The sequence below is a fragment of the Geobacillus sp. GHH01 genome (assembly GCF_000336445.1).
GTDB lineage: Bacteria > Bacillota > Bacilli > Bacillales > Anoxybacillaceae > Geobacillus > Geobacillus zalihae.
The window spans coordinates 2,871,576-2,892,278 of record NC_020210.1; the positions used below are offsets into that span (position 1 = coordinate 2,871,576).

A 20,703-nucleotide genomic window follows, 5' to 3' on the forward strand; every position below is an offset into this window, starting at 1 on the left:
GTTTATCACTGTTCCCGGCTGTTATCCTCCTGCCATAATTTCTGCACACGGTCAAACGCGCCCGGCTCGACTTCTTCAACGGCCGCCACCGCTTGCCGGAGCGCCTCCTCATAATCATAATGGCGAAATAAAAATTCGGCTTCTTCCAGCCCTTTGCGGACCGCTGGATAGCGGCGTCGGTAGCGGTTGCCGTATTGAATCGTCCGCTCCGCCAGCGTCGCCTGTTCAATCATTTCCACCGTCCGCTCATACAACCGTTCCACAGCCGCTTTCGCCTCCTCCAACGCTTGGTCGACCGCCGGCATGTCAAGCGGCTTTTCTTCAAGACGCGCGGCAACGGCTTGCAAGCTGCGTCTCGCTTCCGCCAATTCAAGCGCATACGGTTCAGGCAGCCCCGGCAGCCGGCTTTTTTGCACAAGGCGGAGCGCCTCGGCCAATGTTTTTCTCATGCCGTCAAGCTTTTCGCGGGCGATCAATTCGTCTTTGCGCAGCGTCTGCAGCATCGTTCGAAACTGTTCATGCTCTTCCTTCATGAGGTCGATTTGGGACACAAGCTGCTCAAGCTCCTCTTTCAGGAGCGAATACGCTGTTTTCGCCTCGGCAACGCGGTCTTGAATGAGAAAAAACCGCTTTTGCAACTGGTGCAGCTGCTTTTCGATGCTCCGGTACTTTTCGAGGTCGCTTGGCGCCAAATGGTAGCTTTGCTGGACGAACAGCGCCTCGGCCTCGGTTTCCTTCGCCTCGGCGGCAAGCTCCTGAAGCATGCCGCTGAGGCGCGGCATTTCCGTTTGCACATATTGATGCGCGAGCACTTCGTTTTCGAGCAAATCGTAGAGCGCGTCGATCTCTTCTTTCAGCTCAGCGACAATCTGCTTCGCTTCTTCGATGCGCAGCTCATGGATCATGGCCAGACATTGCTCGATTTTTTCCCGTTTTTCCTGAAGCGTGCGCTCCATGTGCAAATGGTCAAGGATGTATCCGCGCTCTTCCATCTCTCGATAGCCATCAGCCAACTCAGCGAGCTGAGCTGGCAACGACGTTTGGCATTCGCCAAGAATTTTAGGAATTTCTTCCATCATGGATGTGAGCCGGCCGAGCTCTTCCTTCAACGTCAGAACCACATCGCGCGCCGCCAAATAGTTGCCGGCTTCCGTCAATTCGGCAAACCGCTGAAACTGCTTTTCCGCTTCCGTTAAACGGACGTCAAGCAAGTCGGCAGCCGAACCGAACGTATAACGGTAAGCAAGCAGCGCCTTTTTCGCTTCCCGGTGAGCCGCACGCAGCTCCTCGATCTCCGCCCGGCTTTGTGCCTCGCTGCCGATCAACTCATTCACTTCATGAATGATTTCATGCACTTCTTCCTCAAGACGACGCAATCCGTCGGCGATCTGCCCAAGCAGCCGGCGCGCCTGCCGGTAGCGGTATTTGTCGAGCAGCCGCTCCGCGTCAAACAGCTGTTCTTCCACATTCGGCAGCTTCACTGCCACAATGTCGTCCCATTGCTGGCGCCATCGTTCAAACAGCTGCTCCGTCTCCCCTGTCATATTCAGCTGTTTCACTTTCGCCAGCTCATCCGGCACCGGCCGGTTCATCAAGTTGATTTTCCATTCCTCGAGCCGATCGATTTCCCGGTACATCCGCTTCCGGTACACATGATTATATATGATTGCCCCCGCTCCGAGGAGCAGAACGATCCATGCCATTCCCATCCGCTGATGCCCTCCTTGCATTCAAGCTACTTCTATCGAACAAACGAAAATAGCGGAGAAGGCAAAAATATATGTTTTTCAATGTTTTTATGATACCATGTTAACGACATTTTTTGACCAAAATTTTTATTTTTTTTACAAGAATCTTCACTATTTTTGCTATGATACATAAGGGAGAAAGGAGGAAAATCGATCATGCGCGACGGGCATATTCATACGCCGTTTTGTCCGCACGGAAGCCAAGATCCGCTTGAGGCCTATGTAGAGCGCGCGATCGAACTGGGCTATACCGACATTTCCTTTACGGAGCACGCCCCGCTTCCTGAGCGGTTTATCGATCCAACGCCCAACCAGGACTGTTCGATGAAGCTTAGCCAGCTTGAGCGCTATTTGCACGCCGTCGCTGAGGTGAAAGCCCGCTACCGAAACGACATTGCCATCCGTGTCGGGCTCGAAGTCGATTTTATTCCTGGCTTTGAGGAAGAAACAACCCGCCTGCTCGACGAGGTCGGCCCGCTGCTTGACGACAGCATTTTATCGGTTCACTTTTTGGCCCACGAAGGGCAATATGTATGCCTTGATTACAGCGAAGATATGTTCGCCGACATCGTCCGCTTGTTCGGATCGGTCGAACGCGTCCACCGCGCCTACTACGAAACGGTGCGGCAATCGATCCGCACGGAGCTTGGCCGCTACAAACCGAGACGCATCGGCCATATGACGCTTGTGCGCAAGTTCCAACGCCGTTTCCCATGCTTGGAACCAATGGATGAGTGGATTGTTGCCATTCTCGATGACATCAAGCAGTTCGGCTATGAATTGGACTACAACGGCGCCGGCGCCGCCAAACCGCTCTGCCTTGAGCCGTATCCGCCGGGCGGCGTGATCGCCGAGGCGCGGCGGCGGGGCATCCCGATCGTCTACGGATCCGACGCCCATCGCGCCGCCGACTTGCACCAAGGACGGGAGAGGATGGACCGCGAGGCGCTTTCGGTTGACAACCGCCCGCAGCCGTCATAAAATAGGCGAATCAGCCATTTCCCTGCTTGCATCCTGCTGGATGTTGAGGCCAGAGTCCTGCTCCAACCATGATGAAAAAGGAGGCTAGTTCTATGTTTCGTCCCATGGCTTACAACGGAACACGCGAAGAAAATTACGCGCTCGTCATCGAACAGCTGAAATCGCTCATTTCCGGGGAACCCAACTTCATCGCCAACTTGGCGAACGCAGCCGCCTTGCTCAACCAGTTTTTCACCGACATCAATTGGGTCGGGTTTTATCTCGCAGACGGCGAGGAGCTTGTGCTTGGCCCGTTCCAAGGCTTGCCGGCATGCGTGCGCATTCCGTTCGGCAAGGGGGTGTGCGGCACGGCGGCCGCCGAGCGGCGGACGGTGGTCGTTCCGGACGTTCACCAATTCCCGGGCCATATCGCCTGCGATGCAGCGTCTCAATCGGAAATCGTCGTGCCGCTCATCAAAGACGGACGCGTCATCGGCGTTCTTGACATCGACAGCCCGGTGAAAAACCGCTTCGATGACATCGACCGCCGCTACTTGGAGCAGTTTGCCAGCGTGCTCATGTCCGCCTGACGAAAAAAGCGCACCAAGCGCGAAGAAGGAATCCGCTTGCCCGGATTCCTTTTTTTTACACCTTATACAAATGACAGTCATCGTGCACAAAAATGCAGTTTTTTCCCGTCTCTTTTGCCATATAAAGCGCGGCGTCGGCTCGTTTGAACAGCTGCTCTGCATCTTGAAAGCCGCCATGCCCCCACCATGATATGCCGCACGACACGGTCACCGCCGGGATCGTTTGCTCCCGCACTTTTTCCATGATGCGCCGGGCGACGGCAACGGCGTCGGACAGCGGCACGTTCGGCAAATACACCGCCAGCTCTTCCCCGCCCCAACGCGCCGCCACATCGCTGTCGCGAATGTTGGCGCGCATCGTCTCTGCCACTTGAACAAGCACTTCATCGCCTGTTTGATGGCCGTACACATCGTTGATTTGCTTAAAGTTGTCAATGTCAAGCAACATGAACGCTCCCGACGCATCGGTTCCCATCGACTGTTGGATCCGCTCGTCCAAGTAGCGGCGCGTATGCAGCTTTGTCAAATAATCGGTGACCACCATCTTCTCGAGCTCTTCGCGCAGCATCGCGTTCATAAACGCCAGCGTTGAATGTTGAACGAGGGATTCCAAGAGCTTGAACATCTCAAACGTAAAGCGGTACGGCTCGCTGGCGAGCGCAATGCACAGTCCCTTCGTTTCTTTGTTTTGCTGCATCGGCGCCGCCATGATGGAGCGAAATGGACCGAAAGCGGACACGCATACATCGCCGGCAAATAAAATGTCATTTCCGCTTTGGCGCCGCTTTTCCACCCATTCGATATAGGGCTCGGACCGATGGTCGAAAAAAAACGGCGTGCTGCCTGGAAAAAGCTCCCACTTGCCATCGGCAAACAAGAAAAAACCGACTTCATCCGCGCCGAACGATTGTTGGATTTGCGATACCATGTACTCAATGGCTTCATGAAGCCGCGGCCGGGCGTTCAATTGGCGCATTGTGTCGTTGATCAGCTGCAAATCGGCGACAAGCCGGCGCGACTGTTCATACAACTTGGCGTTCTCAAGCGCGCTTCCAGCCGTGCTCGCCAGCAGCGAAATAAAATGAATCTCTCGTTTTGGAAATGGCGCAGCGTATGGGGCGATAATTTCAATCACCCCATACACCGCCTGCACCCCTTTAATCGGGGCGTACAGCACCGAGCGCGGCGGCGCCTCCATCTCCTCGCATTGCACTTGTCCAGTCAAAAACGCCCGCAACGCCGCCGTCTGTTTTTCCCTTTCATCCAATACAAGCGTTTTAATCGGCAAATTTCCGCGCAGATGGTTGTCATGCGACAACAGAAGGTGGTAGGTGAATGATGGATAGACGTTTTGCAGCGTGCGGATAATTTCTTCAAGCACAACATCGATATGCATCGAGGAATGAATTTTTGCGGCAAAGTGATGCAGCTGTCCATACCGTTTCTCTTCGCCCTCTCCTTGCAGCACCGCGCTAAGTTTCCGAAACAATCGCGCCAAATCCGTCCGGATCTCCCACAACAACCGCTCGTCAAAACCGCCATCTTTTCGATACATCAGCTCGACCATCGCCGGCGTCTCATCGGAAAGCATGAAAAAGAGCCGGGCCGCCATATGCGGCCCACCGGCATCGACAACAGCGACTTTCCGCTCTCCATCAGCCGCGATCGGCCCAGCGTCCGGCGTCCCAACCGCGGCCGCTTCCGGATAAAAGGCAGCCCGCACCGGGTCGTACAAATAAAAAACGGCTTGCTCGAGCGCCAGCTCTTCTTTTAGCAGCGCGAGCAACTCGCCCGCCGCCGCCGAAAACGGCCCATCGTCCTGAAACGCTAAAAACCAGTGGAAAAATTTTTGTTTAAATGATTCATACCGCTTCATTTCTTCCTTGTTCATCGCCTTTTCCACCCAAACCGGCATCATCATTCCAAATGAGAGAATGGGATGACAAATTTTTTCTAAAAATTGCATCTTTTATTATATCATACAAATAGAGAAGAAGGGAAACAAAATGTTGACTTTATCCTCTAAAAATCATATAATAGCCTTTGTGTAAAATATAGCAGCCTTTGTGCCCACTTTTATGGTTCATTTTGTTCCTCGACCCGCCGAGGTGCATCGTGTAACTCTTAGCTGCGAGAGCGAGGATGCATGAAAACAAAATGGCCGTAATTGTTGGCGCACATCTGCTTTTATTTTACGGGAATAAAAGCGTAAGGAGGAGCAACGAATGGCTCGTTATACTGGCCCAATGTGGAAAATTTCCCGCCGCCTTGGCATCTCGTTGAGCGGCACGGGGAAAGAATTGCAAAAACGTCCGTATCCGCCTGGCCAACATGGTCCGGGGCAACGGCGGAAATTGTCGGAATATGGCTTGCAGCTGCAAGAAAAACAAAAGCTGCGCCATATGTACGGCGTGAACGAACGCCAATTCCGCAAAACGTTTGAAGAAGCAGGCAAAATGCCGGGCAAACACGGCGAAAACTTCATGATTTTGTTAGAATCGCGCCTAGACAACCTCGTCTATCGCTTAGGGTTGGCCCGCACGCGCCGTCAAGCCCGCCAGCTCGTGACGCACGGCCACATTTTGGTCGACGGCAGCCGTGTCAACATCCCGTCGTACCGCGTCAAACCGGGACAAACGATCGCCGTTCGCGAAAAATCGCGCAACTTGCAAGTGATTAAAGAAGCGCTCGAAGCGAACAACTACATTCCGGATTACTTGACGTTCAATCCGGAAAAAATGGAAGGGACGTACACCCGCTTGCCGGAGCGTTCCGAACTGCCGGCGGAAATCAACGAAGCGCTCATCGTCGAGTTCTACTCGCGTTAAGGCGCAAAAAAGATCCGAAATGCCGATGCATTTCGGATCTTTTTTCTTAGGCGTAGCGAATCAAATAATACTTTTTCTTCCCGCGGCGGATGACCGTAAACCGCCCCTCAAGGCGGTGTTCAGCCGTTAATATGGCTCCGACGTCTTGAAGGCGCTCGCCGTTGACGTAAATGGCGCCGTTTTGGATGTCTTCGCGCGCTTGCCGCTTCGATGGCGAAATGCCGGCAGAAACGAGCAGCTCGACAAGCGGAACGTCGCCTCCTTCATGAACGAATGACGGCACATCTTTGAACCCTTGCTCAATTTCCGCCGCTGTCAAATTGGCAATGTCGCCGCTAAAGAGCGCTTCAGAAATGCGAATCGCTTGCCTGAGCGCCTCTTCGCCGTGCACGAGCTTTGTCACTTCCTCAGCAAGCGCCTTTTGGGCCGCCCGCTTCTCTGGGGCTTCACGAAGCTCTTGTTCAAGCGCTTCGATTTCCTCTTTTGACAGGAACGTAAAGTACTTCAAGTAGCGGATCACATCGCGGTCGTCGGTGTTGATCCAAAACTGGTAAAACTCGTACGGCGATGTTTTCTCTTTATCGAGCCAAATCGTGCCGCTTTCCGTTTTCCCGAATTTCGTGCCGTCCGCTTTCGTCACAAGCGGGATCGTCAAGCCAAACGCCCGCGCCTCGCCTTTCGTTTTGCGAATAAGCTCAAGCCCTGCCGTGATGTTGCCCCATTGGTCGCTCCCGCCGATTTGCAGGCGGCAGCCTTCCGTCTCGTACAGGCGGAGAAAATCGTATGCCTGCAGCATCATATAGCTGAACTCGGTAAATGAAATGCCCGTCTCGATGCGCGATTGCACCGACTCTTTCGCCATCATGTAGTTGACGCTGAAATGCTTGCCCACATCGCGCAAAAACGTAATGACATCCAGCGGCCCGATCCAGTCGTAGTTGTTTTTGATTTTCGCCGGATTGCCGTCCGCTTCAAAATCTAAAAAACGGCCGAGCTGTTCTTTAATACGCGCGCTCCATGCCTCGACGGTTTCTTTCGCATTGAGCGTGCGCTCGCTTTTTTTCCCGCTCGGGTCACCGATCAACCCCGTCGCTCCGCCGACTAGGGCGATCGGCCGGTGCCCCGCCTGCTGGAAGCGGCGCAGCGTCAAAATGGCGGCCAAGTTGCCGATATGCAAACTGTCCGCCGTCGGGTCAAACCCGCAGTAGAGCGTCACCCGCTCCTCATTCAACAGCTTGCGCAACCCGTCTTCATCCGTCGTTTGGTTGACGAGCCCGCGCCATTGCAATTCCGCAAGCAAATCCATGTCCTTCACCTCTCTATAAATGTCATGCAAAAGAAAACACCCGCCCGTGATGAAGGGGCGAGTGTTCGTCGCGGTACCACCCTACTTAGAAAGCATGGTGCTTTCTCACTCATTTGGATAACGGCGCCGGCCGGCGGATGGCTACTAGGTGCCAAAAACGTTCGCCATCGCTGCTCAGGGAGGTAATTCACGCCTGCCTGTGGACTGGCTCGCACCGTCCGCCAGCTCTCTGCACCAGGGAGGCAGCCGCTACTTGTTCCCATCATCGCTTTCTCATATGAAATATATACATTCTTATTACCATAGCGATGCGCTCGCTGTCAACCCTAACGCTTTTCGCACAAACGGCGAAAAATCAGCAAAATTCCACAATGCCTCCCCTTCCTATGGTATACTGATATATAATGACTTGCCGCATAGGGGGGCTGGCATGAAGCGAAACCAACTTTCCATTTCTCTTGAAAAAGCGTGGCATTATTTTTCCCTTACATACGATGTGGTTTGGAACGTCATCTTCATTTTGCTCGTCGCCGCACTCTGCCTTGTCTGCTTTGCCATCGGCGCCGGCGCCGGCTATTTTGCCTTTTTGGTCAAAGATATGCCCGTTCCCTCGCCCGACGAGATGAAAAAGGAGATTTACCATTACGGCGAAACGAGCCACATGTACTTTGCCAACGGCGTATATTTAGGCCGGTTCCGGTCCGACCTTGACCGCGAGGCGGTGCCTCTTTCCGAGGTGTCGCCATACGTCGTGCAGGCGATCATCGCGACCGAAGACGAACATTTTTATGAACACGACGGCGTCGTTCCGAAGGCCGTCATCCGCGCCGTGTTTCAAGAGCTGACCAACTCGCCGGTCAAAAGCGGCGGGAGCACGCTTACGCAGCAGCTCGTCAAAAACCAGATGTTGACGAACGAGGTGTCGTTTGAGCGGAAGGCGAAAGAAATGCTGCTTTCACTTCGTCTGGAGAAATTTTTTTCCAAAGAAGACATTTTAGAGGCGTATTTAAACGTCGTTCCGTTCGGCCGCAATTCTTCAGGGCGCAACATCGCCGGCATCCAAGCCGCGGCCCAAGGCGTCTTTGGCGTCAACGCCAAAGAGTTGAATCTCGCTCAAGCGGCGTTTTTGGCCGGACTGCCGCAAAACCCGTTCGTCTACACCCCGTTTGCCGCTGACGGCAGCGTCAAATCGGATCTCTCGGCGGGATTGAAACGGATGAAAACGGTGCTGTACCGGATGAAACGGGCCGGCTACATCTCGGAAAAACAGTATAAGGAAGCGCTTTCCTATGATGTGGCGAAGCATTTGGCCGCCCCGAAGCCGTCGCCGTTTGAACAATATCCGTTTTTGACGATGGAGATTGAGCGGCGGGCGAAAGAGGTGCTCGCCGAGACGTTCGCCAAGCGCGACGGCTATAAGCCGGAAGAGGTGAAGCGCGACCCCGCTCGTTTCCGCCGCTACCTCGGCGAGGCGGAAAAAGCGTTGCGCCAAGGCGGATATCGGATTTATACGACGATCGACAAAAAGATTTATGAACAAATGCAGCGCATCGCCGCCCGCTACCCGTATTACGGAAGCGACAATGTGTATTACACCAAAGACAAGAAAACAGGAAAAATGATCCCCCATCGCCAACCGGTCGAAGTCGGGGCGATGCTCATCGAAAACAAAACGGGAAAAATCATCAGCTTCGTCGGCGGCCGCGATTATGGGCGCGAGCAGTTGAACCACGCCACCCAGGCGCACCGGTCCAACGGGTCAACGATGAAACCGCTCTTAGTATACGCGCCGGCGATGGAGATGGGCGTCATCCAGCCGGCGACGATCATTCCCGACTTGCCGCTTTCGATCGGTTCGTATACACCGAAAAACGCGGACGGAAAAACGCACGGGCTCGTCACGGCGCGCTATGCCTTGCAGCAATCGTTCAACATTCCGGCTGTTCGGACGTATATGAGAATTCGATCCCGCCATCCGATCGACTATTTGCATAAAATGGGGGTCACGAGCGTCGCCAAACAAGAAGAGGCCAATCCAGCTTTGGCGATCGGCGGGACGCACATTGGCGTCACGGTCGAGGAAAACGTCAACGCCTATGCGACGTTCGCCAATTACGGATCGTTCGTGGACGCTTACATGATTGAGAAGATTGTGGACAAAAACGGAAAGATCGTTTACAAACATCAAAGCAAACCCGTCCCGGTGTTTTCGCCGCAAACGTCGTACTTGATGATCGATATGATGCGCGATGTGCTTCACGGCGGAACGGCCTCGTCGGTGCCGCGCTACTTGACCTTTTCCGCCGATTGGGCGGGAAAAACCGGCACATCGCAAGACAAGCGCGATTCGTGGTTTATCGCCGTCAATCCGAACGTCACGTTCGGCGTTTGGATCGGCTATGACCGGCCGGCGCCGCTTGAGTCCCGCTACAAAGGGCTTTCCTACAGCCAGCGCACCCAGCTGTTATGGGCGCGGTTGATCAATGCTGCCTATCAAGAAAACCCGAAGCTCATCGCTCCGCCGAAGCGGTTTCTCATGCCAGGCGGCATCGTCCGCCGCGCTTACTGCGCCGCGAGCGGCTTCAGCCCGTCGGCCGCGTGCGAAAAAGCCGGGCTCGTCCGCTACGATCTGTACAATACGAAGTTTGCACCGCGGGAAGGAAGCGGCGAGGAAGTGATGGAAAGCCGGGTCGTCGTCATCGGCGGACGCCGCTATGTGGCGCTTGAGACGACGCCGGAAGAGTTTGTCACTCGCGAAGTGATCGTGAATCCGAAGCTTCTCGCCGATTGGGGGATCAACGGCGAAGGGCAGGCGGGCGATGCATCGCTCGTCTCCACATTAAAGGAAAACGGCCGTCCACCGGCTCCACCCGCCGCTCGGCTTGCAGGGGGCAAGCTCGTCTGGAATCGCCATAACGAGCCGGATGTCATCGGCTACCGCGTCTATCTAGTGAACGAAACGGGGGAACGACGCCTCGCCGCCGCTGTTAAAGCGGACGAGGCAGCCTCGTTTTCGCCGCTGCAGCCGGGCGCCGCGTACTGCGTCACTGCTGTGGACATCGCCGGACAGGAATCGGCGCCGTCGAACCTCGTTTCGCTGCCGTCCGCCTCGCCGCCCAATTCCGGTCGTCAAAAGAGCGGCGAGCCGTCTTCTCCCCCGCCGTCGGGTGACGTAGAGTGACAAGGAGCTGACCCAAAAGATTGTCTTTCTTTGATTGGCTTTCTTTAGAAGATGCCATTCGTTTTGAATAAAGAGTTGGCGCGTATATATGGTGATCGAAAAGAGGGTGTCCCGATCCTTGTTGGGACACCCCTTCTTGTTTGGTGAAGATGGGGAAAGCACAACGATTTTCGCCAAATGGATGGTTCTTAAGCGAAGAGGAAACGGGCATGTATCAAGTTTTTCAAATGGAGAAATCACGCTGTTGGCCGCGTTTTCCGTTCCATCACCGTCTTTGCAGCCGCCCCGCTTCGGCCCCAGCCTGAAAAGAACAACAGCGCCTGGAACAGCGGATGTTCCAGACGCTTTTCGCTCATCAGTCTTCCATCGTCGACAAATCGCCGGTCGGCAAGTTGAGCTCCCACGCCTTTAGGACGCGGCGCATGATTTTCCCGCTCCGCGTTTTCGGCAGTTTGTCGCGGAACTCGATCTCACGCGGCGCGGCATGAGCGGCAAGCCCTTTTTTCACAAATTGGCGGATGTCTTCTTTCAGCTCCTCGGACGGCTCGTACCCTTCGCGAAGCGCGATGAACGCTTTGATGATTTCCCCGCGCACCGGATCCGGCTTTCCGATGACGCCGGCTTCGGCAACGGCCGGATGCTCGACGAGCTTGCTTTCGACTTCAAACGGCCCAACGCGTTCGCCGGATGTGTTGATGACATCGTCAACACGGCCTTGGAACCAGAAGTAGCCGTCTTCATCCATGTAGGCCGAATCGCCGGATACGTACCAGTCGCCGATAAAGTATGATTCATATTTTTGCGGGTTGTTCCAAATCGTTTTCATCATCGACGGCCAGCCTTTTTTGATGGCCAAGTTGCCCATCCGGTACGGCGGCAAGACGTTTCCTTGGTCATCAATGATCGCCGCCTCAACGCCCGGAATCGGTTTCCCCATCGATCCCGGCTTGATTTCCATGCACGGGTAGTTGCAAATGAGATGCCCGCCTGTTTCCGTCATCCACCACGTATCATGGATGCGGCGGCCGAACACTTTCATCCCCCAGCGGATGACTTCCGGGTTGAGCGGCTCGCCGACGCTCAAAATGTGGCGGAGCGAGCTTAAATCATATTTTTTCACGACTTCATCGCCGGCGCCCATCAGCATGCGGAACGCCGTCGGCGCGCTGTACCAGACGGTGACGCCGAAATCTTGGATCGTTTGATACCAAGCATCCGGGCTGAAGCGGCCGCCGACGATGACGCTTGACGCTCCGCACAGCCACGGGCCGAAGATGCCGTACGACGTCCCGGTCACCCACCCCGGGTCAGCCGTGCACCAGTAAATGTCGTCTTCTTTTAAGTCGAGCACCCATTTCGCCGTTTGATAGTGCTGAATCATCGCGTTATGGACGTGCAAAACGCCTTTCGGCTTGCCGGTCGAACCGGATGTGTAATGCAAAATCAAGCCGTCTTGGCGGTCGACCCATTCGATGTCGAAATGCTTGCTTGCCTCATTCATCCGCTTTTTCAAATCGATGTACGGCCCTTCCTCGACAATGCCGTCGCCGACCAAAAAGACGTACTTCAACTCCGGCAAATCGCCGACCGGCACGCGCGGCAGAAGCTCCGGCGTCGTAATGATCGCCTTCGCCCCGCTGTCTTCAAGACGGTCGCGCACCGCTCCTTCCATGAACGCCTCAAACAACGGCCCGACGATGGCGCCGGTTTTAATGATCCCAAGCACCGCAAAGTACAGTTCCGGAGAACGCGGCATGAACACGAACACACGGTCGCCCTTCTGAATGTCCGCCGCCTGTTTTAAGACGTTCGCCACCTTATTGGACATCTCTTTCATTTCTTTGAACGTATATTTCTCGTTCCGCACCGCGTCGCGGTAATAGAGCGCCACTTTATTTTTACGGAACGACTCAGCATGGCGGTCGATCGCCTCATACGCCATGTTGACTCGGCCCGTTTCATGCCAAGAAAACTCTTTCTCCACTTCCGACCATTGAAACTGTTTATATGTTTCTTCGTAGTTTTTCAAATTGTAGTCCCCTTGTATGACAGGAAGCCGTTCTGTGTTCATTCTCCGATCCCCCTTATGTAAGTGATTACATTTCTATTATAGTCGATTGAAAACCATTTCTCAATTTTTAAAATATTCCTCGTCCCCACTTTTTTGAAATTTTTTTGAACCGCACCAGCCGGCGCCGTTTTTATGTATAATGGAAGCAGAACGACCAATTCAGGTGGTGGACGAATGGAACATAAAAAAACGTATAACGCCAAAGAGCTGAAAACCCCGAAAGGAACGCTCCTCATCGAAGGGCCGGTGACGCCGGAAGCGTTGGCCAGCTATGAATTCCACCATGACCTCACTTCCTTCCGCCCGCCTGCCAAACAGCACAAAGCGTTGATCGAAATCGCCAAGCTGCCGGAAGGGCGGATCATCATCGCCCGCCGCGGCGAGGTGATTGTCGGGTATGTGACGTTTTTGTATCCTGATCCTCTCGAACGTTGGTCGGAAGGGAACATGGAAAATTTGCTCGAGCTTGGCGCCATTGAAGTCATTCCGGAGTTCCGCGGGTTTGGCGTCGGAAAAAATTTATTGATCGTCTCGATGATGGACGACGCCATGGAAGACTATATCATCATTACAACGGAGTATTATTGGCATTGGGATCTAAAAGGCACGGGGCTGAACGTATGGGAGTACCGAAAAGTGATGGAGAAAATGATGAACGCCGGCGGGCTCGTCTGGTATGCGACCGACGACCCGGAAATTTGCTCCCATCCGGCGAACTGCCTCATGGTCCGCATTGGCAAACGGGTCGACGCCGAATCGATTCAACGGTTCGACCGGCTTCGGTTTATGAACCGCTATATGTACTAGCTGAAATTCTCAGCTGTCCGGACGTTTGCGCCCGCCTTGCCGGTTGCGGGCGGCGCGCATAAAATGCCACGCACAAAGGGGAGAGGAGAACGATGCTTGTCGAACAAGTGATGAAAGCACCGGTTATCACGCTTCGCGCCACCAATACAATCGCCGAAGCGCTGCAGCTGCTAAGACATCACCGCATCCGCCATCTGCCGGTCGTCGACGAGGAAGGACGTCTTCTGGGGCTTGTGACGAGCCAAGATTTGCGCGACGCGAGCCCGTCCATTTTCCATCTTCATGAACATCTTGAAGACTTGCAAAAACCGGTCAGCACGATTATGAAAACCGACCTCATCGTCGGCCATCCGCTCGATTTCGTCGAGGAGGTGGCGGCGCTCTTTTACGAACACCGAATCGGCTGTCTGCCGATCGTCAATCACGGGAAACTCGTCGGCATCATCACGCAAACGGATTTGCTCCGCACGTTCATTGAATTGACCGGCGTTCACCAGCCGGGGTCGCAAATCGAGATCAAAGTGCCGAACGAAACCGGCATGTTAAGCAAAGCGGCGGCCATCATCAGCGAGCGCCATGTGAACATCGCCAGCGTCTTGGTGTATCCAGCTCCGGATCCGAATGAGAAAATTTTAGTTTTCCGCGTGCAGACGATGAATCCGCTTCCATTGATCCGCGATTTGCAAAACGCCGGCTATCACGTGCTATGGCCGAACTTGCCGGGGGTTACGTCATGAGCCGAAACTGCGCATTCGTCTATAGCGAGCAATTTCTTCAGTACAAATTTCATGACGACCATCCGTTCAACCAGCTGCGGGTCAAAATGACATACGACTTGCTTTGCACGCTCGGCGCGCTCGAAGACCGCCAGATCGTCGCCCCGCGCATGGCGACCGATGACGAGCTGGCGCTCATTCACGACCGCTCCTACATCGAGGCGGTGAAAGCGGCCGGGCGCGGCGAGCTGTCGGAAGCGGCGGCGCAAAACTACGGCCTTGGCACCGAGGATACGCCGATTTTCCCAAACATGCACGAAGCGAGCGCTCTTTTGGTCGGCAGCACCCTCACCGCCGTCGACGCGGTTCTTTCCGGAGCGGCCGAGCATGCGCTCAACCTTGGCGGCGGTCTGCACCACGGCTTCCGCGGCAAAGCATCCGGCTTTTGCGTCTACAACGACAGCGCGGTCGCCATTCAATACATCAGGGAGAAATACGGACTGCGCGTGTTGTACGTCGACACGGACGCCCACCACGGCGACGGGGTGCAATGGGCGTTTTACGACGATCCGAACGTTTGCACGTTTTCCATTCATGAAACGGGGCGCTATTTGTTCCCAGGGACCGGAAATGTCAACGAGCGCGGCTTAGGCGCGGGCTACGGCTATTCGTTCAACATTCCCGTTGATGCGTTCACGGAAGACGAATCATGGATCGCCGCCTATACGACCGCGCTTCGGGAAATCGCCGACTTTTTCCGCCCGGACGTCATCGTGACGCAAAACGGCGTCGACGCCCACTATTACGATCCGCTCACCCATTTGTCGGTGACGATGAAAACCTACCGCGCCATTCCGAAACTCGCGCACGAAATCGCGCATGAATATTGCGGCGGACGCTGGATCGCCGTCGGCGGCGGCGGCTATGACATCTGGCGCGTCGTGCCGCGGGCATGGGCGCTCCTTTGGCTCGAGATGACGGGACAAGCCGATGTGTCCGGCCCGCTGCCGGATGAGTGGCGCGAACGTTGGCAACCGCTTTCACCCGTCGCGCTTCCGCTCGAGTGGGACGACCCGGATGACTTGTATCCCCCGATCCCGCGCAAGGCGGAGATCAGCGAAAAAAATGCGCAAACGGTGGAAAAGGCGTTGTATTTCATTCGCAGTCAACGCCGGGCGGGGACTTGATTTTTTTTCATTTAAAGAAAACAATGGATTTCTACGTCCTGTTTTCCTAGTCAACTTCCGTTTTCACCGAAAAACGGGCCGACTGCAAGGCGATTGCAGCTGTCAAAAAAGAAATGGAGCAAAGCAAGCAAGAAGCTGGCCCCCGTGTTGAGGCCAGCTTTTTTCATTTCGTCGACTCCCGCACTTCAAGCCGGTGCGGCAAGACAACGATATGGTGGTCCACTGGCTCTTTGTTCATATACTTCGTCAAGAGCCGCATCGCCACCGCCCCGATGTCGTACATCGGCTGCACGACGGTCGTCAGCCGCGGCCGCACCATCGTCGCCAATCGCGTGTTATCAAAACCGACGACTTCCAGTTCATCCGGCACGCGCACCCCGTGGTCTTGGGCGCTGTGGATGATGCCGAGCGCCATTTCGTCCGTGCCAGCAAACACCGCCGTCGGCCGTTCGGCAAGCTCTGTGATTTTCTCATACGCCTCCAAGCCGGAGTCGTACGAGTTGTCGCCCTCAATGACGAGCTCTTCCTCATACGGCGCGCCGTGTTCCTCAAGCGCGCGTCGGTACCCCGCCAACTTCCGCTGGTTGATCGGGTCATCGGTCGGACCGGTTACATAGACAATGCGGCGGTTTCCTTTTTCCAGCAAATACGTCACGGCTTCAAACGCCGCCTGCTCGTAGTCGATGTTGACCGAGGGAATCTCGTTCGGTCCCATCGTCGCCGCAAGCACGATCGGCACCGACGACTTTTGAAATTCGGCGACGTGCTCTTCGGTGATCGTCCCGCCCATAAACAACAGGCCGTCCACTTGCTTGGCGAGCATCGTGTTGAGCAAATGCAGCTCTTTTTCTTTGTTTTGGTCGGAGTTGCTCAAAATGATGTTGTACTTGTACATCGTGGCGATGTCCTCAATGCCGCGCGCCAGTTCGGCGAAGAAAATGCTCGAAATATCCGGGATGATCACTCCGACCGTCGTCGTTTTTTTGCTGGCGAGCCCCCGCGCCACGGCGTTCGGGCGGTAGCCGAGCCGTTCGATGGCCTCAAGCACTTTTTTCCTCGTCGACGGTTTGACGTTCGGGTTGCCATTGACGACGCGCGAGACGGTCGCCATCGAGACGTTCGCCTCCCGCGCCACATCATAAATCGTTACCGTCATTTTGTTTCACTCCTTTTCGCTCGATCCGATAACCGGTCAAATTCCGAATGTATGTACAACTATCATACGATACATTATCGCCAACTCGCAACGAAATCGCAACCATTTTGCCGGTTTGTTCACAAACCGTTCACGGGTAGTTTGCCCCAACACTCGCCATCTCATCAAAAAATCCCCTCGGGCAACAACCGAGGGGATCGTCTTACGCCTGAACAAACTGACGTTGGAACGCGCGCACTTCTTCCATAAACTCGTTGAATTGAGCGATGTCCATTTGCTGGGCGGAATCGGACAAGGCGACGGCCGGGTCCGGATGCACTTCGGCCATGACGCCGTCGGCGCCGATCGCCAAGGCCGCTTTGGCGCACGGGATGAGCAGATCGCGCCGCCCCGTTGAGTGGGTGACATCGACGAACACCGGCAAGTGCGTTTCTTTCTTCAAAATCGGCACAGCCGAAATGTCGAGCGTGTTGCGCGTCGCCCGCTCGTACGTGCGGATGCCGCGCTCGCACAAAATGATCTGCCCGTTTCCTTGCGACATGATGTACTCAGCGGCGTTGATGAATTCTTCGATCGTCGCCGCCAAGCCGCGCTTCAGCAAAATCGGCTTGTTCACTTGGCCGGCTGCCTTAAGCAGCTCAAAGTTTTGCATGTTGCGCGCGCCGATTTGGATGACGTCAATATAGTCCAAGGCGATTTCAATGTCCGCCGGGGTGACGATTTCACTGATGACCGCCAAATCAAACTCATCGGCGATCCGTTTCAAAATTTTCAGCCCTTCCACGCCGAGCCCTTGGAAATCGTACGGCGACGTGCGCGGTTTGTAGGCGCCGCCGCGCAGCAGCTTGATCCCTTGTTTTTTCACGGCCTCCGCCACCGCAGCGACTTGTTCATAGCTTTCCACAGCGCACGGGCCCATGACGAAATATTGATTGCCGTCGCCGATTCGCTCGCCTTTCACTTCAACAATCGTGTTTTCCGGATGCTTTTTCCGTGAGACGAGAAGCGCCTTGCGGTGATCGTCTTCCTGCAGCTCAAGCGCTGCTTTAAAAATTTCCTTGAAAATGTGCTGCAGCGTCGATGTTTCAAACGGCCCATCGTTATGCTCGGAAATGAGATCCAACATTTTCCGTTCGCGCACCGGATCGTAGCGGTGCGTCCCTTGCGCTTCTTTAATTTTTCCGATCTCCTGAACGAGCCGCCCCCGTTCATTGATCAGTTTCAACAGCTGCAAGTTGATCTCATCGACTCGCGCCCGCAGTTCGTCTAATCTCTCATTGCTCATGCTTTTCTCATCCTTTCGCCAAGTGTAGTGCATTGTTTTCGCCGCTTGCCGGCAAGCGGCGCCCCCGTCTTGGAGAGCGAAGTCGTTTAATTAGTGTTTATTATAATCGATGGAGCTATCGTTGTCACGAAAAAAATGCTTTTTTGATTAAACGCTTTTAAGCGATAAAGTAAAAAGTGTGCAAAAAACCGCCCGCAGTAAAGGCGGACGGTCAAGCGCCGACATGCTCCGAGAGCGCGCCATACGTAATGGCCCAATGGGACGCATGCCAGACGACGCGGCCGTTTTCAAACAGCAGCACTTGCGGCGACTCGTGTTTCACCCCGGTCGTTTCGGCGATATAGTTGGAGAGCGGCCGCGCCTCTTGGACGTACAGGCAATACACCGCCAGCTCTGGATGGTCTGCGGCGAACTTCTCGCATTCGCCAAACGCCGCTTGACTGATCGGGCAGGTGAGGCTATGCTTGACGAACAAAAAACGCTCCGTTTCCTTCATGACGCGGTCAAACTGTTCGATCGTCTCCAGCTTCTCCATTCCCATCGCCTTCACTCCGTTTCTTTTCGCGACGTGATGCTTTGCTCGGCGTCATCAAGCGCCGCCTCGGCTTCCTCAAGCAGCTTTTGCAGCGTTTCCCGGTCGGCTGGCCCGGCGGATGGCGGAATCGGAATCGTCGCCTCCTTGGCTTCCTCTCCATCGTTTTCCCCGCCGGCTGGCGCCGTCGTGGATTTCAACGGGATGAAGTTGGCGATTTCCTTCGTTTTCTCTTTCGCCGTTTCCAACCATTCGACAGCCGTTGTTTTCACCGGCTCCCACGTTTCATCGTTGCTCCACTCGGCCAGCCATTTCCGCCCTTTTTCGCTCGTCAAAAACAACGCAGCAGCCGCGCCGGCGATGCCGCCGACCAGCGCGCCAAGCAAAAATCCACCGTTATTTTTCGCCATTCGATACACCCTCCTTTAACGATTGTTTTTTCTCCATTTTTCCCGTAAATCGAGCAAAACATTTGTCCAGCGCAACGCCTTGCCCCATTTTCCTTGCCCCAGGCCCGCCCGCGCCGACAAACCGGCAGCCGCCTGCCGAAGCGCGCGGTTGAGCGAACGAATCGTGCCGCCGATCTCTCCGACCGCTTCGATTGCGCCATTTAGCGTTTCTACTTTTTTTTGCACATCGCTGGCGATGCCGTTGGCCGTATGGAGAAGTTCACGAACTTCTTTCGCCACCGTTTGCACTTGCTCATCGGCATGGTCGATCGCCGCCGTCAGCCGGCGCAGCGTTTCCTGCAAAACGATGAGCGTCCTGGCTATGTAAACAACAAGCAGCAAAAAAGCAAGCGCGATGAGCGCCACGCTTCCATACAAAAGCCATTCCACCCGATTCCCTCCTTGCCCATTCGAACGTTTCATTCCCTTTGTACCCATCTTTTCCCGCTTTCAAACTTCGACATAGAAAAGACGGCTTCCTTTTTGAAACAGGAAAAAACGGGCCATCTTCATCACAGCCCGTTCCCTGTCGGCCGTCAGGCGGAAAGAACGGCCCGTTCGTACGCTTGTTGAAACTTTTGAATGTCGCCGGCGCCCATGAACACCAACACCGCATCTTGATGCTGCTTCAACACGGCTACGTTTTGTTCCTCAAGCAGCTGGGAACGCGGAATTTGCGCCTGCAAATCACGGATCGTCAGCTTGCCCTCATGTTCGCGCGCCGAGCCGAAAATGTCGCACAAATACACGTGGTCCGCTTGCAGCAAACTTTCGGCAAACTCGCGCAAAAACGTCTGCGTCCGCGTATACGTATGCGGCTGAAAAATCGCCACCACTTCGCGCCCCGGATATTTTTGCCTTGCCGCCTCCAATGTCGCCGTAATTTCGCGTGGATGATGCGCGTAATCATCGATCAGCACTTGGCGCCCGACCGTTTTTTCACTGAAGCGGCGCTTCACGCCTTGGAACGTTTGCAGCCGCTTGGCGATCGTGCCCGCATCCACCCCTTCGTAGTGGCAGAGGGCGATCACGGCGAGAGCATTCAATACGTTATGAGTGCCGAAGCGCGGAATGGCAAACGAAGCGAAAAATGTGTTGCGCACGAACACATCAAACGCCATCCCTTCCGTCGTCTTGACGATATTGCGCGCCTGAAAATCGTTTTCTTCGCCGAATCCATAAAACAAAATCGGCACTTTCGCCTGAATGTTCGGCAAATACGGATCATCCCCGCAGGCGACGATCGCTTTTTTCACTTGATTCGCCATTTGCTGGAAAGCGGAAAACACATCGTCGACATTGGCAAAATAATCCGGGTGATCAAAGTCAATATTTGTCATGATCGCATAATCTGGAAAGTAGGAAAGGAAGTGCCGGCGGTATTCGCACGCTTCAAACACAAAGTATTTGCTCCCTGGTTCTCCTTTTCCCGTGCCGTCTCCGATCAAATAGGACGTTGGATGGGCTCCTTGCATCACATGGGCAAGCAACCCCGTCGTCGTCGTCTTTCCATGCGAACCGGTCACCGCGATGCTCGTAAACTTGCCTGCCAGCTGGCCTAAAAAGCGATGGTAACGAATGACAGGCACACCAAGCTGACGGGCCGCCTCGATTTCCTCATGCGTATCCGGAAATGCGTTGCCGGCAATGACCGTATAACCTGGACGAATATTGTCTTTCGAAAAAGGCAGCACCGGGATTCCCCGCTCTTCAAGCGCCTTTTGCGTGAAAAACCATTTCTCTACATCCGACCCTTGCACCGTATAGCCAAGGTCATGAAGCACTTGCGCGAGCGCGCTCATCCCCGTGCCTTTAATGCCTACAAAATGGTAAGCTGTCATCGTTAAGCCCTCCAACCATCGTCTCTCTGTAAGACAGTATATGATA

At 54.8% G+C, this 20,703-nt stretch carries 17 protein-coding genes and 1 other annotated feature; of the genes, 7 read left to right on the top strand and 10 right to left on the bottom strand.

Annotation, left to right across the window (positions count from 1 at the left end):
- Nucleotides 1-5: 5 nt before the first annotated feature.
- Complete coding sequence (ezrA, locus tag GHH_RS14175) at nt 6-1,709, bottom strand: septation ring formation regulator EzrA (RefSeq protein WP_015375634.1); 1,704 nt, start codon at nt 1,707-1,709, stop codon at nt 6-8.
- A gap of 195 nt (nt 1,710-1,904) precedes the next feature.
- Between ezrA and hisJ the strand changes: the two genes are divergently transcribed.
- Together hisJ and GHH_RS14185 are read left to right on the top strand one after the other, a co-directional pair.
- Nucleotides 1,905-2,729 (top strand): histidinol-phosphatase HisJ, encoded by an 825-nt coding sequence (gene hisJ, locus GHH_RS14180; protein ID WP_015375635.1) that lies wholly within the window; start codon nt 1,905-1,907, stop codon nt 2,727-2,729.
- A gap of 92 nt (nt 2,730-2,821) precedes the next feature.
- The gene (locus GHH_RS14185; protein ID WP_015375636.1) at nt 2,822-3,298 is read left to right on the top strand and encodes a GAF domain-containing protein; all 477 of its coding nucleotides are present in this window, start codon (nt 2,822-2,824) and stop codon (nt 3,296-3,298) included.
- Nucleotides 3,299-3,353: 55 nt separating this feature from the next.
- Here the strand turns inward: GHH_RS14185 and GHH_RS14190 are convergent, their stop codons facing one another.
- Nucleotides 3,354-5,213 carry a sensor domain-containing diguanylate cyclase gene (locus GHH_RS14190; protein WP_015375637.1) on the bottom strand — a complete coding sequence of 620 codons (1,860 nt, stop codon included), beginning with the start codon at nt 5,211-5,213 and terminating at the stop codon, nt 3,354-3,356.
- 310 nt (nt 5,214-5,523) lie between these two features.
- Between GHH_RS14190 and rpsD the strand changes: the two genes are divergently transcribed.
- Nucleotides 5,524-6,126 (top strand): 30S ribosomal protein S4, encoded by a 603-nt coding sequence (rpsD, locus tag GHH_RS14195; protein ID WP_011232276.1) that lies wholly within the window; start codon nt 5,524-5,526, stop codon nt 6,124-6,126.
- 46 nt (nt 6,127-6,172) lie between these two features.
- On the opposite strand, the gene tyrS is transcribed toward rpsD, so the two are convergent.
- A complete protein-coding gene (gene tyrS / locus GHH_RS14200) occupies nt 6,173-7,432 on the bottom strand; it encodes a tyrosine--tRNA ligase (protein WP_015375638.1) in 1,260 nt (419 codons plus the stop codon).
- A 50-nt stretch (nt 7,433-7,482) separates the two neighbouring features.
- Nucleotides 7,483-7,707: a binding site (T-box leader), on the bottom strand.
- Between the two features lie 155 nt (nt 7,708-7,862).
- Between tyrS and GHH_RS14205 the strand changes: the two genes are divergently transcribed.
- Nucleotides 7,863-10,613 (top strand): transglycosylase domain-containing protein, encoded by a 2,751-nt coding sequence (locus GHH_RS14205; protein WP_015375639.1) that lies wholly within the window; start codon nt 7,863-7,865, stop codon nt 10,611-10,613.
- A 355-nt stretch (nt 10,614-10,968) separates the two neighbouring features.
- Here GHH_RS14205 and acsA read toward each other — a convergent pair whose 3' ends face one another.
- Entirely contained in the window at nt 10,969-12,684 is a 1,716-nt protein-coding gene (gene acsA / locus GHH_RS14210; protein WP_011232280.1) for an acetate--CoA ligase, read from the bottom strand.
- A 174-nt stretch (nt 12,685-12,858) separates the two neighbouring features.
- On the opposite strand from acsA, the gene GHH_RS14215 reads away from it, so the two are divergent.
- From GHH_RS14215 to GHH_RS14225, 3 genes are all read left to right on the top strand, one after another.
- Nucleotides 12,859-13,491, top strand: coding sequence for a GNAT family N-acetyltransferase (locus GHH_RS14215; protein ID WP_011232281.1), 633 nt, complete (start codon nt 12,859-12,861; stop codon nt 13,489-13,491).
- A gap of 92 nt (nt 13,492-13,583) precedes the next feature.
- Nucleotides 13,584-14,228: an acetoin utilization AcuB family protein gene (locus GHH_RS14220; protein ID WP_011232282.1), complete on the top strand. Its 645-nt coding sequence runs from the start codon at nt 13,584-13,586 to the stop codon at nt 14,226-14,228.
- Nucleotides 14,225-15,394: an acetoin utilization protein AcuC gene (locus GHH_RS14225; protein ID WP_011232283.1), complete on the top strand. Its 1,170-nt coding sequence runs from the start codon at nt 14,225-14,227 to the stop codon at nt 15,392-15,394. Before GHH_RS14220 ends, GHH_RS14225 begins: the two co-directional genes overlap by 4 nt.
- A 163-nt stretch (nt 15,395-15,557) precedes the next feature.
- Here the strand turns inward: GHH_RS14225 and ccpA are convergent, their stop codons facing one another.
- The 6 genes from ccpA to murC form a co-directional block, all read right to left on the bottom strand.
- Nucleotides 15,558-16,550: a catabolite control protein A gene (gene ccpA / locus GHH_RS14230; protein WP_015375640.1), complete on the bottom strand. Its 993-nt coding sequence runs from the start codon at nt 16,548-16,550 to the stop codon at nt 15,558-15,560.
- 202 nt (nt 16,551-16,752) lie between these two features.
- Nucleotides 16,753-17,835, bottom strand: coding sequence for a bifunctional 3-deoxy-7-phosphoheptulonate synthase/chorismate mutase (locus GHH_RS14235; protein WP_011232285.1), 1,083 nt, complete (start codon nt 17,833-17,835; stop codon nt 16,753-16,755).
- A gap of 211 nt (nt 17,836-18,046) precedes the next feature.
- Nucleotides 18,047-18,376: a bacillithiol system redox-active protein YtxJ gene (ytxJ, locus tag GHH_RS14240; RefSeq protein ID WP_011232286.1), complete on the bottom strand. Its 330-nt coding sequence runs from the start codon at nt 18,374-18,376 to the stop codon at nt 18,047-18,049.
- Between the two features lie 5 nt (nt 18,377-18,381).
- On the bottom strand, nt 18,382-18,777 hold the full coding sequence (locus GHH_RS14245; RefSeq protein WP_011232287.1) for a hypothetical protein: 396 nt from the start codon (nt 18,775-18,777) through the stop codon (nt 18,382-18,384).
- Nucleotides 18,778-18,792: 15 nt separating this feature from the next.
- On the bottom strand, nt 18,793-19,206 hold the full coding sequence (locus GHH_RS14250; RefSeq protein ID WP_011232288.1) for a DUF948 domain-containing protein: 414 nt from the start codon (nt 19,204-19,206) through the stop codon (nt 18,793-18,795).
- 146 nt (nt 19,207-19,352) lie between these two features.
- On the bottom strand, nt 19,353-20,657 hold the full coding sequence (gene murC, locus GHH_RS14255; RefSeq protein ID WP_011232289.1) for a UDP-N-acetylmuramate--L-alanine ligase: 1,305 nt from the start codon (nt 20,655-20,657) through the stop codon (nt 19,353-19,355).
- Nucleotides 20,658-20,703: the final 46 nt, after the last annotated feature.